Consider the following 15,970-nt stretch of genomic DNA (forward strand, 5'->3'; position numbering starts at 1 on the left):
CACGTCGGCACAAGCCGGTGTGCTTGCGCTCACAATACGCGGCGTCACAACCGCCTTTCCTTGGCGGCCACGGCCAACAACTCCTCGGCGTGGGCGATACCCAGATCCGAATCCGGCAAACCCGCCAGCATCCGGGCCAGCTCCCGCGCCCGCTCGGTGTCCTCCACGACCCGCACACCGCTCGTCGTCACCGCGCCACCGGTGTCCTTCGCCACCACCAGGTGCCGGTCGGCGAACGCGGCCACCTGCGGCAGGTGGGTGACGACCAACACCTGGTGACTGCGCGCCAACCGGGCCAACCGCCGACCGATCTCCACCGCCGCCTGACCACCGACACCCGCGTCGACCTCGTCGAAGACCAACGTGGGCGGCCCACCCGACCCGGCGAACACCACCTCGATCGCGAGCATCACCCGGGACAACTCACCGCCGGACGCCCCACGCTGCAGCGGCAACGACGGCGCGCCGGGGTGCGCCAACAACCGCAGCTCCACCTCATCGCCACCGTCCGGCGTGACACCCACCTCGACACCGTTCACCGACAGCGTGGGCTCCGCACGCCCCGTCGGGCGCGGCAGCACCGCCACCTCGATCCGCGCGTGCGGCATCGCCAGACCGGCCAACTCCACCGTCACCTGGTCGGCGAAACGGATCGCCGCCTCCTGCCGCGACGCCGACACCCGCCCGGCCAGGTCGGCCACCTCGACGGCGAGCCGCTGACCCTCCCGCTCCAACTCGTCCAACAGATCATCGGAGGTGTCCAGATCGGACAGCCGGGTCCGCGCCCGATCCGCCCAGGCGATCACCCCGTCGACGTCGTCGGCGTACTTGCGCGTCAACGCCCGCAGCGCCGCCCGCCGCTCGTAGACGTGCTGCAACCGGGCCGGGTCCGCGTCGAGCGTCGCCAGGTACGCCGACAGCTCCGCCGACACGTCGGTGACCAGTGTCGCCGCCTCCTCCAGACGCGACGCCAACTCACCCAACGCCGGGTCGGTGGCGGCCTGCGCCTCCAGAGTCCGCCGGGCCGTGCCCAGCAACGACGCCGCGTCCGGCGTCTCGTCGGTGGCCTCCGCACCGCCCGCCACACACTGCTGGGCGATCTGCGCGGCCGTGCGCAACCCCTCGGCGTGCTCCAGCCGCTGCGCCTCGGTCTTCAGCTCGTCGTCCTCACCGGGCTGCGGATCGACCCGGGTGATCTCGTCGAGGCCCAGCCGCAGCAGATCGGCCTCCTGGTTGCGCTCGCGGGCGTTGCGCCGCCGGTCGGCCAGGTCGTCGACCACCCGCCGCCACCCCGTGTACGCCTCCCGCAACGCGTCGAGCAGCTTCTCGTGCGCGGGACCGGCGAACCGGTCCAACGCCGCCCGCTGCTCGGCCGGACGCAGCAGCCGCAACTGGTCGGACTGCCCGTGCACCGCGACCGCCTGCTCGCCGACCTCACTGAGCATCGACACCGGCATGCTCCGGCCACCGACATGGGCACGCGAGCGCCCCTCCACCGTCACCGTGCGGCTCAGCAGCACCGAGCCGTCCTCGTCGGGCTCCCCACCGGCCTCGGTGATCCGCGCGTGCACGGCGTCGGCGACCCGCCCGAGCAGGCGCAACCGCCCCTCCACCACCGCCCGGCCCGGTTGGGCACGAACCCGACCGGCGTCGGCCCGACCGCCGAAGAGCAGGCCGAGGCCGGTGACCACCATCGTCTTACCCGCACCGGTCTCGCCGGTGATGACGTTCATGCCGCCGGTCAACGGCAGCGTGGTGTCCTCGATGACGCCCAGTCCGGTGATACGCAGCTCTTCCAGCACAGCCACCGACAGTAGACGCGAGGGCCGACAGTTGACCAGCCGACGGGCCCCGGCGCGGCCGACACCCGGCCGACGTACAGTTCTGCCCCGTGTTGGACGTGATCGGCCTGACCTCGGCTGAGGAGGAGCTCTACCGCTGCCTGCTCCAGCTCACCGCGGCGCGCGTCGACGACCTGGTCCGTCGTCTGCACCGACCGCGCGAGCAGGTTCTCGCCCAGGTCGAGACGCTGCGCGCCAAGGGGCTGGTGCAACCCACCGACGTCGACCCGGACGCGCCGCTGCGTCCGACCGCACCGGACGTCGCCCTCGGCGGGGCGCTGCTGCGCCGCCAGGAGGACCTGGAGGCCGCCCGACGGCGGGTCACCCAACTGGCCGAGGAGTACCGGTCCGGGCTGCGCCGACACCACGTCGACCATCTCGTCGAGGTGATCGCCGGCGCCCGGGTCCTCCGCGACCGGCTGCGCGACCTGCAGAACTCGGCGCGTACCGAGGTGCTGTGGTTCTGCCGGGCCAACCCCCTCGCCATGGCCGGGCCGGAGAACGTCGAGGAGTTCGACGCGCTGGCCCGCGGGGTCAGCTACCGGGCCATCTACGAACGTGACCTGCTGCTGGAACCGGGAGCCCTCGCCGACCTGGCCAAGGGCGTCGCCGCCGGCGAACAAGCCCGGGTGCTCGACCGACTGCCGGTCCGACTGGCCATCGTGGACGCCAGCACGGCCATCTGCCCGCTGGTGCCCGACCGCGACGGCGGGGAGCCGAGCGCCGCCGTGATCGGCCGCAGCCAACTGCTCGACGCGCTGCTCGCCCTCTTCGAGAGCCACTGGCGGGTGGCCACCAGACTGCGGCTCGACGACCCCCTCACCGTCGCCGCCACCGAGGGGCGGCGGCCGGACCCCGAGGACCGCCCCGGCGACGGCTACCAGCCGGACGCCGACGAGGCGCGGCTGCTGTCGCTGTTCGTGGCCGGCGTACCCGACAAGTCCATCGCCTCGCAGCTCGGGGTGAGCCGCCGCACCGTGCAACGACGCATCGCCGACCTGATGGCCGCCGCCGGGGTGGACACCCGACCCGGGTTGGCGTTCCAGGTCGCCCGCCGCGGCTGGCTCTGACGCGTCGGGCCCGCCGTCGGTCGACGGCGGGCCCGACGGCGTGGGGTGGGACGGCCGGCGGCCGCCCCACCCCACTCCGATCAGCGCAGCCCGTACGCCTGGAGCACCGTCTGGTCGACGGTGTTCCCGGCCCGGTCGGCGGCGTGCACCCGCAGCGACACCGTTCCGCGCCCCGCCGGCACGGTCACCGTGTACCGGGTACCCGACCCCTTCGTGTGCGCGTTGCGCCATGTGACGCCCCCGTCGAAGGAGATCTGCACCCGGACGTCGGCGCCCTTCGGGGCGGGCACTCCGGCCGGTTGACGCAGGGTCAGCCCCACCTGGTGCGGCCGGTTGCCGCGCACCGTGCCGAGCAGGTCGGCCGGCACCTGGTAGTCCACCTGCAACAGCGACAGCGGTGTGGCGGCCTCGCCCGCCGGCCGGGCCGAGGTGAACTCCCAGGCCGTGTCGGTACGGGTGCCGTACCGCCACTCCGCCGAGGAGCGCTTCGTGGTCAGGTCCAGCCGGTAGCGCGCCCGCCCCGGCGTGGTGGGCACCGGAGCCCACCCACCGGACAGGTCGGCGATCTGCTTCCCGTCCCGGCTGACCCGCGCCTCGACCGTGTCCGCCTCCTCGCTGTTGCCGGCCACCGTGTGGTTTCCGCCGGCGTCGACGAACTCGGGCACCCGCAGATCCAGGCTGTCACCGGTACGGGTGGGCACCGGCGCCCCCCGGGCCGGCACGGCCGGGCGGACCACCGGCGTGTGCCAGGTCTCGGTCTCCCGGTCGTCGGCGGCGTAGCGTCGGGGCTCCTGGGTCAGGCCGCCGGTCAACTTCCCCCACTGCATGAACATCGACTTGTGCAGCACCCGGTGCTGCCACCAGTCGTCCCCGGCACTGACGAACTCCTGCCGGGTGGTGCCGTTGCGGACGATGCGCTGGTCGTCGTTCCAGGCGTACTCCTGCCACGGTCGCCACCCGAACCGCTCCTCCGTGGCCCACCCGGCGCCCATGTCGCCGTAGCTCGCCGTCACCTCGGCGGTGTTCTTCGCGGTGACCGTGTGCACGACGCGCTCCGGCACCCGGCCCTTCGACACCTGCCACACGTCGTACAGGTAGGGGCTGTCCACGGTCAGCGTCAGGTCGAGCGTCGCCCGACCCGTACGCGCCGCCGCGATCAACCGCTGCCCGTCGTCGTACGCCACCACCATCGCCGGGATCGGCAGCCGCTCCTCGGCGGGCCGCCAGACCGTCCACGCGGTCTGGTCCTGCGGGCGGACGATCAACACCACGGCGGCACCGGCTGCCGCGGCGGCGGCGACCTGGTCCTCCTCCGCGCGGTCCGGGTCGGCGGTGAGAAGGGCGGCGGCGCCCCGCACCCGGGCCAGCTCGGCGGGAGTGCCGACACCGGCCCAGACCAGCGGCAGCTTGCGCCGACCGGTCGGCGCCGGGGACCTACCGAGCAGGTTGACGTCCGACGGACCGGACACCCCGCTGACCGTCGCGTCCACCATCGGCGCGACGAGCTGCCAGCGCGACGCGAACTCGAACTCGCCCTGGCGCACCTGCCGGGTCGGCGTCACGTTGACCTGCTGGACGGTGCTGTACGCCATCACCCCGTGGTCGATCTGCCGACCGTTGCCCAACACCCGGTGCACGTAGTAGCTGAGCGTGGCCCGCTGCTCGCTGGGCTTCGGCGTCTCGATCCGCACCGGCGTGCCCTTACGGGCGTCGAGCACCACCGTCAGGTCCCGGTCGACGACCAGTTCCGGCTCGACGGTCTGGGTCATCTGCTCGTCCAGGGGAGCGCCGTGCTCCACCAGCGCGGTCAGCAGGTACGTGCCCTCCTCGACCCGCAGGGTGCCCTCTCCCGGCCACCAGCCCCAGAAGTCCGACTCGGGCTGCTCACCGAACATGGTGAACGCCGGAGACAGGGCGGGCTGACCCTTGAGGTCCAACACCTTCACGGTGACCTCGTGCAAGGGGCCGCTGACGGTCAGCCCGACCGGCGTACGCACCGCCACGCCGTCCGCACCGGTCGCCACCAGCCAACCACCGTGCGGGCCCCGGGCCAGCTTCGCCGGGTCGGCCCGCAGGGGCACCGTCACGCTGCCACCCGCCGCGACGGTCACCGTGGCGGAGCCGACGTCGACCCCGTCGGCCTCGGCCGCACCGCTGTCCAGGTTGCGCAGGTCCAGAGCGAGCCGCAGGGTCTGCGCGGCGGTCGTGCCGTTGGTGTACGTCACGGTCCGCTCCACCGCCGCACCGCCGGTGGAGATCCGACCGAAGTCGACGGTGGCCGACCCGTACACCCGCTGGTTGAGCGCCCGCGCCACGTCGACCCGACCGCCACCCTGCTCGAACACCGTCAACGCCGGGTTGGCCTTCGTGCTGCTCACCAGCGCGTCCTTGAGCTTCCCGGCAGCCCAGTCCGGGTGCTCCTGAGCGAGGATCGCCGCGGCGCCCGCCACGTGCGGGGTCGCCATCGACGTCCCGGACGCGGTCGTGTACAAGTCGCCCACCGGCGTACCCATCGTGGTGCCGGCGGCCCGCGCGGCGACGATGTCGACACCGGGCGCGGTGATCTCCGGCTTGAGGCCGTTGTCGCCGACCCGCGGACCACGGCTGGAGAAGTCGGCGAGGTCGTCGTCGCGGTCCACCGCGCCGACGGTGAGCGCCGCCGCCGCCGCGCCGGGCGAGCCGACGGTACGCGCCGCACCCGCGTTGCCGGCCGCGACCACGAAGAGCGCGCCGGTCTCGGCGGACAGGTCGTTGACCGCCTGACTCATCGGGTCGGTGCCGTCGGTCGGGGCACCGCCGAGGCTCATGCTGACCACCTTCGCGCCGGAGTGGGCGGCCCACTCCATGCCCGCGATGATGGACGAGTCGTAGCCGGAACCACCGTCGTCGAGCACCTTGCCGACCAGCAGCTGCGCGCCCGGGGCGACGCCCTTGCGCAACCCGGCGGACGCGGCGCCGCTGCCGGCGATGGTCGCCGCGACATGGGTGCCGTGGCCGTGCCCGTCGCGGGCGCTCCCACTGCCGGAGAAGTCCTGCGCCTCGGCGATCCGCCCGGCCAGGTCGGGGTGGGTGGAGTCGACGCCGGTGTCGAGGACCGCCACCTTCACGCCGCTGCCGTCGCGGCCCGCCGCCCAGGCGGTGGGCGCACCGATCTGCGGCACGCTGTGCTCCAGCGTCGGGCGGACCTTCCCGTCCAGCCAGATCCGGGCGATGCCACCGCCCAACCGGGGCGCGGCATCCGTCGTCCGGGCGGTGGGCGCACCGGCGAGCGTGCCCCACAGGCCACCGAGGTCACCCTTGCCGACCCGCAGCGCCGCGCCGTTGATGCTCTCCAACGCACGGGCGTCGGTGGCGCCCGCGAGGGGTCGCACCCGGCCGGCGGCCGGCTCCTGGTAGCGCACGATCAGCGGCAGGTTGCCCCGCGCGGCGTCGCCGTAGCCGTCGGCCGCCAACTCCTGCACGTCGAACAGGTCGGCGTCGAGGACCCCACTGCTCACGTAGGGCAGGGCGTCGCTGGGAAGCACCCGCAGCGTTCCGTCGACCTGCACGGTCTGAAAGAAGATCCGTTCCCGCCCGGGCCCCGGGCGGACGGTGGCGGCGACCCGACCGGGTGCCGCCGTCACCAGGTCGACCTGGTCACCGGTGATCAGCGTGATACGAACGGGCGCGGCGCCCGGGGTGGGAGTGCCCGATGTCGGGCCGGTGGGCCGGGCGGGCGGTTCGGCGGACGCCGGTGCGGCGAGGCCGACCACCAACGCGCCGACCGCACCGACGGCCAGCCAGCGTGGGGACCAGTGCATGCGATGTGCTCCTCTACTCCTCCAGGCCCGCCATCCGTAGACGAGGGCCGATCGGAGTCTGCGTCGGAGCGTGTCACCGGGTCACTAGTCACCAGCCGCCGCAGCGGCGACATGTCGTCAGGTGGACACCCGACGTCCACCGAGGGTGTGCGTCACCGTCACCGGCGGCTGTCGCGCCGGCCAGCCACGGCCGGGCGGTCAGCGGCGGGTGCCGGGCCGGCCGTGCACGAACAGGCGATCAGCGGCGGCTGCCGCGCCAACCGTGCACCGGCAGACCGAACTTGGCGACCAGCCGGTCGGTGAACGGCCGGGGCCGCAACCGCACGATGCGGACCGGCAGGGCACCCCGACGCACCGTCACCCGGGCACCCGGCGGCAGGTCGAAGACCCGACGCCCGTCGCAGGAGAGCACGGCGAGGGTCGTGAACGGGTCGACCGTGATCACGAAGGTGGACGTCGGCGCCGTGACCAGCGGGCGGCTGAACAACGCGTGCGCGCTGATCGGCACCAACAGCAGCGCCTCCACCTCCGGCCAGACCACCGGGCCGCCGCCGGAGAACGCGTACGCGGTGGAGCCGGTCGGGGTGGCGCAGACGACACCGTCGCAGCCGTAGCGGGACAACGGACGCCCGTCCACGTCGACGAGCAGTTCGAGCATCTGCGCCCGCTCGCCCTTCTCGATGCTGATCTCGTTGAGCGCCCAGGACTCGATCGTCGGCCCACCGTCGAACTCGGCGGTGACGTCCAGGGTGAGCCGCTCGTCGACGGTGTAGTTGCGGCTCACCACGTCGCGCACCGCGACGTCCAGGTCGTCGATCTCCGCCTCGGCCAGGAAACCCACCTTGCCGAGGTTGATGCCGAGCAGGGGCACCTTCGCCGGTCGGGCCAACTCGGCGGCGCGCAGGAACGTGCCGTCCCCACCGAGCGCGAAGACGATCTCCGCGCCCTCGGCGGCCTGCTGGCCGGCGACCGGCACCACCCCGGGTAGGTCGAGATCATCGGCCTCGTCGGCGACCACCCGTACCTCGAAACCCGCGTCGATCAGGTCGGCCGCGACCGACCGGGCGTGCTCCGTGCTCCGGCGACGCCCGGTGTGGGTCACCAGCAGAGCGGTCCGGCTCATCGGATCGCCCCGCCACAACCGCGCGTCGTCGTGGTGCCCTCGCTGCGCGCGTTCACCCTGCGACCTCCTCCGCCGCCGTCACGTCCGGCACGTCACCGGCCGCCGTCGGGCCGTCCGGCCCGGCCGCCACCACGGCCCGTACCCGTTGCGGGTCGGCCGGCGGTGCGCCCCGGCGCAACCATACGAAGAACTCCACATTGCCGCTCGGCCCGGGCAGAGGGCTGGCCGCCACGTCGGCCAACCCGAGACCGAGACCGGCGGCCGTGGCGGCCACGTCCAGAACCGCCTCGGCGCGCAACTCCGGGTCGCGCACCACCCCACCGGCGCCGACCCGCTCCTTGCCCACCTCGAACTGCGGCTTCACCATCAACGCCAGATCACCGTCGTCGCGGGTGCAGGCGGCCAACGCCGGCAACACCAACCGCAGCGAGATGAACGACAGGTCCGCCACCGTCAGGTCGACCGCCCCACCGATCGTGTCCGGGACGAGGGTACGAACGTTCGTGCGTTCCAGGACCCGCACCCGCTCGTCGGTGCGCAGCGACCAGGCGAGCTGCCCGTAGCCGACGTCCACGGCCACCACCTCGGCCGCGTCGGCGCGCAACAGCACGTCGGTGAAGCCACCGGTCGAGGCACCGGCGTCCAGGCAGCGCCGCCCGGCGACCCGAAGCCCACCGAACGCGGCCAGCGCGCCGGCCAGCTTGTGCCCGCCCCGGGAGACGTACTCGTCGGTCGGATCCTCGCCCGTCACCAACAGCGGATCGGCGGGGTCGACCATCGCGGCGGCCTTGCGCGCGACCACCCCGCGCAGGTGGACCCGGCCGGCCTCCACCAGCCCGGCGGCCTGCTCCCGCGAGCGGGCCAGACCGCGGCGGACGAGTTCGGCGTCCAACCGGTTACGACGTGCCATGGGTGGTTCTCCGGTCTGCTTCAGGACTGGTCGTGCCGCTCACGTCTGGTCGATGGTGGCGAGGGTTTCCCGCAGCGTCTCGTAGGCCGCCTCGTACTGCGCGATCTGGTCGGCCGGGGCGAGCGTCGCCGCGTTGGCCATGGCCTGCACGGCCGCGTCCACCGCCGGATGGCGCGCGTCGTCCCCGACGTCCGGCAGCGGACCGGGACGGACACCAGCGGGCGGCCCCGGCCGGGGCGGGAACGACCCACCGGCCGGCGGACCGGGACGCGCCGGGAACGAGCCGCCCGTCGGCGGACCGGGACGCGCCGGGGACCCGCCACCGGGCGGGTGGGGCCCGCTCATTCGGCGGCGCCCGGCGGCTGCTTACGGACCGCCTTCTTGGCGGGCATGGCCACCGGGGTCGGGGCCTCGTCCTCGGTCCGGCTGATCGTCGCCGGCGGCTTCTTCGCGATGGCCTTCTTGGCGACGGCCTTCTTCGCGACCGCCTTCTTCGCCACCGGCTGCTCGGCCGCAGGCTTGTCGGCCGCAGGCTTGTCGGCCGGATGTGCGGAGACCGGAGCGCCCGCCGGGCCGTCGGACGGCACCAGACGATCTCCGGAACGGTCGGCGACGGTCGGGGCCGGTCGCCCCGACGGGCCGGCGGGCGGCGTGGTCGTCGGCTCGACGGCGCGCGCCTCGCGCAGTCGCCGTTCCAGGTCGTGCACCCGCCGGGTCAGCTCGGCCACCTCGTCGGCGGTGGCCAGGCCGACCGCCCCGAGGGCCCGGTCGACCTCGAAGCGGACCAGCTTGGTCAGCGCCTCCCGGTTGGCCGCACTGGTGCTGACCAGCTCCTCGCCGAGCGCCTGGAGTTGGGCGGCGGTCGCACCACCGGAGCCGACGAGGCGTCGTGCCACGTCCTGGGCCTTCTTCCGGGGCGCCTCCGTGAGGCCCATGGCCAGTTCGAGGTAGGCGCGCCACGCGTCCTGCATGCCTGAGTCCTTCCGCGGGGCGGGGTGTGCAGGTGTCACGCTACCGGGCACCCCGGACCGTGCCGTGCGGTACGGTGCCGAGGACGGCGTGGCGATCGGCGAGGGGGACATGTGGCCAGCGTGGACGAGTGCCGGCAGGCGTTGCAGGAGCTGGCAGCCCGGCTGGACCGCAACGCGGAGACGGTGCGCGAACGGATCGACCTGGACCGGACGCTGGCCTGCCGGATCACCGACCTGGACGCCGCGTTCCACGGCCGCATCACCGGGGGTCGGCTGGTCGAGCTGACCGACGGCGACGACCCCAAAGCCAAGATCGCGTTGAGTACGTCAAGCGACGACCTACTCGCCCTGGTCCGCGGTGACCTGGACGTCACCAACGCGGTGACCACCCGCCGAGTGTCGATCAAGGCGAACCCGTTCGACCTGCTGAAGCTACGCAAACTGCTCTGACGAACGCCGCACGCTGACCCGGTTCGGGCAGCGGTGTGGCCAGGCGATGCGGCCAGCGGTCAGGCGGTGGCGGTCAGGCCGAGGCTCTCCACGGCGTGCGCCGCGTCCGGGCCGATCGGGCGGATCTTCGGCAGCGTCGGCTCCGACGCCGACCAGGCCACCGCGCAGAGCGCCGGCAGGGCGTCCAGCGGCCGACCCGACCCCGCCAACTCCAGCGCACCGTCGTGGTCGGTCACCGACCATCCGACGGCGTCCGCCGGGCCCGGGACCCGCACGACGGCGGCCGGGTCGAAGAGCCCCGCCAGGTCCCTCGCGACGTACGTGGGCCGCCGCCGCGGTTCCGCGGCCAACAGATCCGGTACGCCATGGACGCCGGTGAGCACCAGCAGACTGTCCAGGCCGGCGCGGCGGGCACCCTCGATGTCGGTGTCCAACCGGTCACCCACCACCAGGCTCCGGCCACCACCCGCGCGCCGGGCGGCGGTCTCGAACAGCGCCGACTCAGGCTTCCCGACCACCACGTCGGGGTCCCGCTCCAGCGCCGTGCGCAGCACCGCCACCAGGGAGCCGTTGCCCGGCAGTGGGCCACGCCCGCTGGGCAGCGTCCGGTCGGTGTTGGTGGCGATCCAGAGCGCACCGGCCCGTACCGCGACCGAAGCCTCGGCCAGGTCGGCCCACCCCACCTGCGGGCCGTACCCCTGCACCACCGCTGCCGGATTCTCGTCGGCCTTGCTGACCGGGGTCAGGCCGACCGCGCGCAGCTCCGCGCGCAGGGCCTCCGCACCGACCACCAGCACCGGAGCGCCGGCGGGAAGCCGGTCACGCAGCAACTCGGCCGACGCCGCGGCGGAGGTGAGCACCTCCTCCGGTCGCGCCGGCACACCCATCCCCCTCAGCAGGGCGGCGACCTCGCTGGAGCGACGGGACGCGTTGTTGGTGGCGTACGCCACCGCCACGTTCCCGTCGTGCAGCCGGGCCACCGCCTCGACGGCGCCGGGGATCGGCCGGTCGATCAGGTAGATCACGCCGTCCAGGTCGAAGACGACCAGGGTGTACCCGTCGACCAACCGCTCCCCGACGTCAGCGCTCATCGCTGCGTCGACCCCGACGCGTCATCCCCGGCCGGAGCGCTCCGGTCGGCGTTCGCCACGCTGCCGGACGGCGCGACGTCCCGGGAGTCGGTGTCCGCGTTGCGCGCGGCCTCGTCCGGGTGACGGTCCTCGTCCTCGTCGTCGAAACCCTCGTCGTCACCGGCGCTGCCCACGACGTCGTCCCGCTCGTCGTCGTCGAAGTCCTCGCGGTCCTCGTCGTCGTCCTCGCGGTCGTCGTCGTCCTCGCGGTCGTCGTCGTCCTCGTCGTCGCGGTCGTCGTCCTCGTCGTCGCCGGTCAGGTCGGCGTCGGGTCGGGCCGGGACCGCGCCGGGAGCACCCGGCCCTGCGGCGATCTCCTCCGCGGCCTCGTCCTCCTCGTCGCCCTCGATGACGACACCGTCGAGTTCCAGCAGCCGCTCGGCCGCGTCGGTCTCGCCCTCGGTGTCGACGTCGGCCGCGCGGGAGAACCACTCGCGGGCCTCCTCACGCCGGCCCACGGCGAGCAGCGCGTCGGCGTATGCGTACCGCAGTCGAGCCGTCCACGGCGCCGTGGCCTCGCTGGTGAGGTCCGGGACCTGGAGCATCGCGACCGCGGCGTCCTTCTGCCCGAGGTCCCCCCGCGCACCGGCGGCGACGATCAACAGCTCGATCGCCACTGCCTGGTCCAGCTTCTCCCGGTCGGCACCACGGAACAGGTCGATCGCCCGCTCCGGCCGACCCAGAGCCCGCTCGCAGTCCGCGAGCACGGCCAGGTGGCTCTGCAGCCCGCTCATCCGGTGGTACGTGCGCAGCTCGGCGATCGCCGTCTGCCACTCCCCCGCGTGGTACGCGGCCAGGCCGACCGCCTCGCGGACGGCCGAGATACGCGACGCGAGCCGCCGTGCGGCCAGCGCGTGCGCCAACGCCTCCGCCGGGTCCTCGTCGATCAACTGACCGGTCGCGACCAGGTGCCGGGCAACCGTCTCGGCGACCGGCTTGTTCAGCGAGAGCAACTCAGCGCGAACGTCCTTGTCGAGGTCGGTCGCGTGGATGTCGTCCGGCAGAGCCGGCGCGGAGCTACGGCCACCCTCGAACGACTCGCCGCCGGCGGCGCGGTCGTCGCGGCGGAACTCGCCCTCGCGACGCGGCCGCTCGTCGGCGCGGGGAGCACCCGCCAGGTCACCGCCACGGAAACCACCCTCGCGGTCACCGCTACGGAACCCGCCTTCGCGACGGTCACCGCCACGGAACCCGCCCTCGCGGGGCGCGCCGCCTTCGCGCGGTCCACCCGGTCGAGAGCTGTCCCGGTCACCGCCACGGAAACCACCCTCGCGACGGTCGCCACCCCGGAAGCCACCCTCGCGGTCACCACCACGGAACCCGCCGCCCTCACGACGGTCACCGCCACGGAAGCTGCCGCCGTCACGGGAGGCACCCGGCCGAGATCCCTCGCGGAAGCCGCCTTCACGACGGTCGCCACCGCGGAAGCCACCCTCGCGGTCACCACCGCGGAACCCGCCTTCACGACGGTCACCGCCACGGAAACCACCCTCACGGTCACCACCACGGAAACCGCCGCCGTCACGGGGGGCACCCGGCCGAGATCCCTCGCGGAAGCCGCCTTCGCGACGGTCACCGCCACGGAAGCCACCCTCACGGTCACCACCACGGAAACCGCCGCCGTCACGGGGGGCACCCGGCCGAGATCCCTCGCGGAAGCCGCCTTCGCGACGGTCGCCACCGCGGAAACCGCCTTCACGACGGTCGCCACCGCGGAAGCCACCCTCGCGGTCACCACCACGGAACCCGCCTTCACGACGGTCGCCACCGCGGAAGCCACCCTCGCGGTCACCACCACGGAAACCGCCGCTCTCGCGGGATGGGCCGGAACGCGGGCGGTCTCCGCCGCCCTGATGGCCGCCTTCACGACGGTCACCGCCCCGGAAACCGCCCTCGCGGTCACCACCACGGAACCCGCCTTCACGACGGTCACCGCTCCGGAAGCCACCCTCGCGGTCACCACCACGGAAGCCACCCTCACGGTCACCACCACGGAACCCGCCTTCACGACGGTCGCCACCCCGGAAGCCACCCTCGCGGTCACCACCACGGAACCCGCCTTCACGACGGTCGCCACCGCGGAAGCCACCCTCGCGGTCACCACCACGGAACCCGCCTTCACGACGGTCACCGCTCCGGAAGCCACCCTCGCGGTCACCACCACGGAACCCGCCTTCACGACGGTCGCCACCGCGGAAGCCACCCTCACGGTCACCACCACGGAACCCGCCTTCACGACGGTCACCACCGCGGAAGCCACCCTCACGGTCACCACCACGGAAACCGCCTTCACGACGGTCGCCACCGCGGAAGCCACCCTCACGGGGAGCACCGGAGCGAGATCCGTCGCGGTCGCCGCCGCGGAAGCCGCCCTCGCGACGGTCGCCGCCGCGGAAACCGCCCTCACGGGGAGCACCGGAGCGCGAGTTGTCCCGGTCTCCGCCACGGGAACCGGAGTCGCGACCGCCGGCGTATCCGCCTCGGCTGCCGCTGTCGCGGTCTCCCCGGTACGGGGGCCGGTCCCGGTCGTCGCGGCGTGGGCCGCGGTCGCGTCCGCCCGCACCGTCGGTACGGTCTTCGTAACGACGGGGACGGTCTCCGCCCTGCGGTCCTGAACTCACAGGTACATCCTTCCTGATTGCGCCACCAATGGCGCTACGCAGTCGAGGGCCGACCCGGATGGGGCGGCCCTCGACTGGAAGATTGTCCGGCGGCGTCCTACTCTCCCACACCCTCACGAGTGCAGTACCATCGGCGCTGGAGGGCTTAGCTTCCGGGTTCGGAATGTAACCGGGCGTTTCCCCTCCGCCATGACCGCCGTAACTCTATGAACATATCAAACAACCCCGGCAAACAGTTCACGGGTGTTCGCTTGTTCAGAGTTGCACAGTGGACGCGTAGCAGCTTAGTAGTCAAGTCCTCGGCCTATTAGTACCGGTCAACTGAACCCGTTACCGGGCTTACATTTCCGGCCTATCAACCCAGTCGTCTAGCTGGGGGCCTTACCCCACCAAAGGTGGGTGGGATACCTCATCTTGAAGCAGGCTTCCCGCTTAGATGCTTTCAGCGGTTATCCCTTCCGAACGTAGCTAACCAGCCGTGCCCTTGGCAGGACAACTGGCACACCAGAGGTTCGTCCGTCCCGGTCCTCTCGTACTAGGGACAGCCCTTCTCAAGTATCCTACGCGCACGGCGGATAGGGACCGAACTGTCTCACGACGTTCTAAACCCAGCTCGCGTACCGCTTTAATGGGCGAACAGCCCAACCCTTGGGACCTGCTACAGCCCCAGGATGCGACGAGCCGACATCGAGGTGCCAAACCATCCCGTCGATATGGACTCTTGGGGAAGATCAGCCTGTTATCCCCGGGGTACCTTTTATCCGTTGAGCGACACCGCTTCCACTCGCAAGTGCCGGATCACTAGTCCCGACTTTCGTCCCTGCTCGACCTGTCAGTCTCACAGTCAAGCTCCCTTGTGTACTTGCACTCAACACCTGATTGCCAACCAGGCTGAGGGAACCTTTGGGCGCCTCCGTTACCCTTTAGGAGGCAACCGCCCCAGTTAAACTACCCACCAGACACTGTCCCTGAACCGGATAACGGTCCGAAGTTAGATACCCAAATCAACCAGAGTGGTATTTCAAGATTGCCTCCACCCATACTGGCGTATGGACTTCACCGGCTCCCACCTATCCTACACAAGCTAATTCGAGTACCAATGTCAAGCTATAGTAAAGGTCCCGGGGTCTTTCCGTCCTGCCGCGCGTAACGAGCATCTTTACTCGTACTGCAATTTCGCCGGGCCTGTGGTTGAGACAGTGGGGAAGTCGTTACGCCATTCGTGCAGGTCGGAACTTACCCGACAAGGAATTTCGCTACCTTAGGATGGTTATAGTTACCACCGCCGTTTACTGGCGCTTAAGTTCTCCGCTTCGCCCCGAAGAGCTAACAGGTCCCCTTAACGTTCCAGCACCGGGCAGGCGTCAGTCCATATACATCGAATTACTTCTTCGCATGGACCTGTGTTTTTAGTAAACAGTCGCTTCCCCCTGCTCTCTGCGGCCATACAACGCTCCACCCGCGCGGGGCTTCACGTCTCCGGCCCCCCTTCTCCCTAAGTTACGGGGGCAATTTGCCGAGTTCCTTAACCACAGTTCGCCCGATCGCCTCGGTATTCTCTACCTGACCACCTGTGTCGGTTTGGGGTACGGGCCGCTAAGAACTCGCTAGAGGCTTTTCTCGGCAGCATAGGATCACTGACTTCACCTGAATCGGCTCGGCATCACGTCTCAGCCCCATGCGGTGCGGATTTGCCTACACCACGGCCTACACGCTTACCCCGGCACAACCACCGGCCGGGCTCAGCTACCTTCCTGCGTCACCCCATCGCTTGACTACTACCCGCCAGGTTCCCACGCTCCCCACCATTGACCCGAAGGTCGCCGGCAGTTCGGGTGGTTAGCACAACGAGGTTCATCAGGGACGCTCTTTCGCGGGTACGGGAATATCAACCCGTTGTCCATCGACTACGCCTCTCGGCCTCGCCTTAGGTCCCGACTCACCCAGGGCGGATTAGCCTGGCCCTGGAACCCTTGGTCATCCGGCGGAAGGGTTTCTCACCCTTCTTTCGCTACTCATGCCTGCATTCTCACTCGTGCCGCGTCCACAACTAG

Annotated in this window: 11 protein-coding genes and 2 rRNA genes (1 of these 13 running past the window's edge); 2 read left to right on the plus strand and 11 right to left on the minus strand. The window is 71.7% G+C overall.

Annotated elements, in window-relative coordinates:
- Nucleotides 1–44: 44 nt before the first annotated feature.
- The gene (gene recN / locus O7617_RS00620; protein WP_282264939.1) at nucleotides 45–1,802 is read right to left on the minus strand and encodes a DNA repair protein RecN; all 1,758 of its coding nucleotides are present in this window, start codon (nucleotides 1,800–1,802) and stop codon (nucleotides 45–47) included.
- A gap of 89 nt (nucleotides 1,803–1,891) precedes the next feature.
- Between recN and O7617_RS00625 the strand changes: the two genes are divergently transcribed.
- Nucleotides 1,892–2,911: a helix-turn-helix domain-containing protein gene (locus tag O7617_RS00625; protein ID WP_282260776.1), complete on the plus strand. Its 1,020-nt coding sequence runs from the start codon at nucleotides 1,892–1,894 to the stop codon at nucleotides 2,909–2,911.
- An 80-nt stretch (nucleotides 2,912–2,991) separates the two neighbouring features.
- On the opposite strand, the gene O7617_RS00630 is transcribed toward O7617_RS00625, so the two are convergent.
- From O7617_RS00630 to O7617_RS00650, 5 genes are all read right to left on the minus strand, one after another.
- On the minus strand, nucleotides 2,992–6,711 hold the full coding sequence (locus O7617_RS00630) for a S8 family serine peptidase (RefSeq protein ID WP_282260777.1): 3,720 nt from the start codon (nucleotides 6,709–6,711) through the stop codon (nucleotides 2,992–2,994).
- A 238-nt stretch (nucleotides 6,712–6,949) separates the two neighbouring features.
- Nucleotides 6,950–7,834 carry an NAD kinase gene (locus O7617_RS00635; protein WP_282260778.1) on the minus strand — a complete coding sequence of 295 codons (885 nt, stop codon included), beginning with the start codon at nucleotides 7,832–7,834 and terminating at the stop codon, nucleotides 6,950–6,952.
- Nucleotides 7,835–7,886: 52 nt separating this feature from the next.
- Entirely contained in the window at nucleotides 7,887–8,744 is an 858-nt protein-coding gene (locus O7617_RS00640; RefSeq protein WP_282260779.1) for a TlyA family RNA methyltransferase, read from the minus strand.
- Nucleotides 8,745–8,783: 39 nt separating this feature from the next.
- The gene (locus tag O7617_RS00645) at nucleotides 8,784–9,089 is read right to left on the minus strand and encodes a hypothetical protein (protein WP_282260780.1); all 306 of its coding nucleotides are present in this window, start codon (nucleotides 9,087–9,089) and stop codon (nucleotides 8,784–8,786) included.
- Nucleotides 9,086–9,715 (minus strand): hypothetical protein, encoded by a 630-nt coding sequence (locus O7617_RS00650; RefSeq protein WP_282260781.1) that lies wholly within the window; start codon nucleotides 9,713–9,715, stop codon nucleotides 9,086–9,088. The genes O7617_RS00645 and O7617_RS00650 overlap by 4 nt, the downstream gene beginning before the upstream one ends.
- Nucleotides 9,716–9,826: 111 nt before the next feature.
- On the opposite strand from O7617_RS00650, the gene O7617_RS00655 reads away from it, so the two are divergent.
- Nucleotides 9,827–10,165, plus strand: a complete 339-nt coding sequence (locus O7617_RS00655) for an SCP2 sterol-binding domain-containing protein (RefSeq protein ID WP_282260782.1) — start codon at nucleotides 9,827–9,829, stop codon at nucleotides 10,163–10,165.
- 59 nt (nucleotides 10,166–10,224) lie between these two features.
- Here O7617_RS00655 and O7617_RS00660 read toward each other — a convergent pair whose 3' ends face one another.
- From O7617_RS00660 to O7617_RS00680, 5 genes are all read right to left on the minus strand, one after another.
- Complete coding sequence (locus O7617_RS00660) at nucleotides 10,225–11,256, minus strand: HAD-IIA family hydrolase (RefSeq protein WP_282260783.1); 1,032 nt, start codon at nucleotides 11,254–11,256, stop codon at nucleotides 10,225–10,227.
- Nucleotides 11,253–12,248 (minus strand): Replicase polyprotein 1ab, encoded by a 996-nt coding sequence (locus tag O7617_RS00665; protein WP_282260785.1) that lies wholly within the window; start codon nucleotides 12,246–12,248, stop codon nucleotides 11,253–11,255. The genes O7617_RS00660 and O7617_RS00665 overlap by 4 nt, the downstream gene beginning before the upstream one ends.
- Complete coding sequence (locus O7617_RS00670) at nucleotides 12,236–13,858, minus strand: hypothetical protein (RefSeq protein WP_282260787.1); 1,623 nt, start codon at nucleotides 13,856–13,858, stop codon at nucleotides 12,236–12,238. Before O7617_RS00670 ends, O7617_RS00665 begins: the two co-directional genes overlap by 13 nt.
- 142 nt (nucleotides 13,859–14,000) lie before the next feature.
- A 5S ribosomal RNA gene (gene rrf / locus O7617_RS00675) occupies nucleotides 14,001–14,117 on the minus strand.
- An 86-nt stretch (nucleotides 14,118–14,203) separates the two neighbouring features.
- Nucleotides 14,204–15,970, minus strand: a 23S ribosomal RNA gene (locus tag O7617_RS00680); it runs 1,344 nt beyond the window's last position.

This window comes from Micromonospora sp. WMMD1155, from assembly GCF_029581275.1.
Lineage (GTDB): Bacteria > Actinomycetota > Actinomycetes > Mycobacteriales > Micromonosporaceae > Micromonospora.

Bases quoted from the DNA above. Each gene is read 5' to 3' on its own strand.
- O7617_RS00630 (WP_282260777.1), bottom strand. From the start codon at position 6,711: ATGCACTGGTCCCCACGCTGGCTGGCCGTCGGTGCGGTCGGCGCGTTG.
- O7617_RS00635 (WP_282260778.1), bottom strand. From the start codon at position 7,834: ATGAGCCGGACCGCTCTGCTGGTGACCCACACCGGGCGTCGCCGGAGC.
- O7617_RS00640 (WP_282260779.1), bottom strand. From the start codon at position 8,744: ATGGCACGTCGTAACCGGTTGGACGCCGAACTCGTCCGCCGCGGTCTG.
- O7617_RS00645 (WP_282260780.1), bottom strand. From the start codon at position 9,089: ATGAGCGGGCCCCACCCGCCCGGTGGCGGGTCCCCGGCGCGTCCCGGT.
- O7617_RS00650 (WP_282260781.1), bottom strand. From the start codon at position 9,715: ATGCAGGACGCGTGGCGCGCCTACCTCGAACTGGCCATGGGCCTCACG.
- O7617_RS00660 (WP_282260783.1), bottom strand. From the start codon at position 11,256: ATGAGCGCTGACGTCGGGGAGCGGTTGGTCGACGGGTACACCCTGGTC.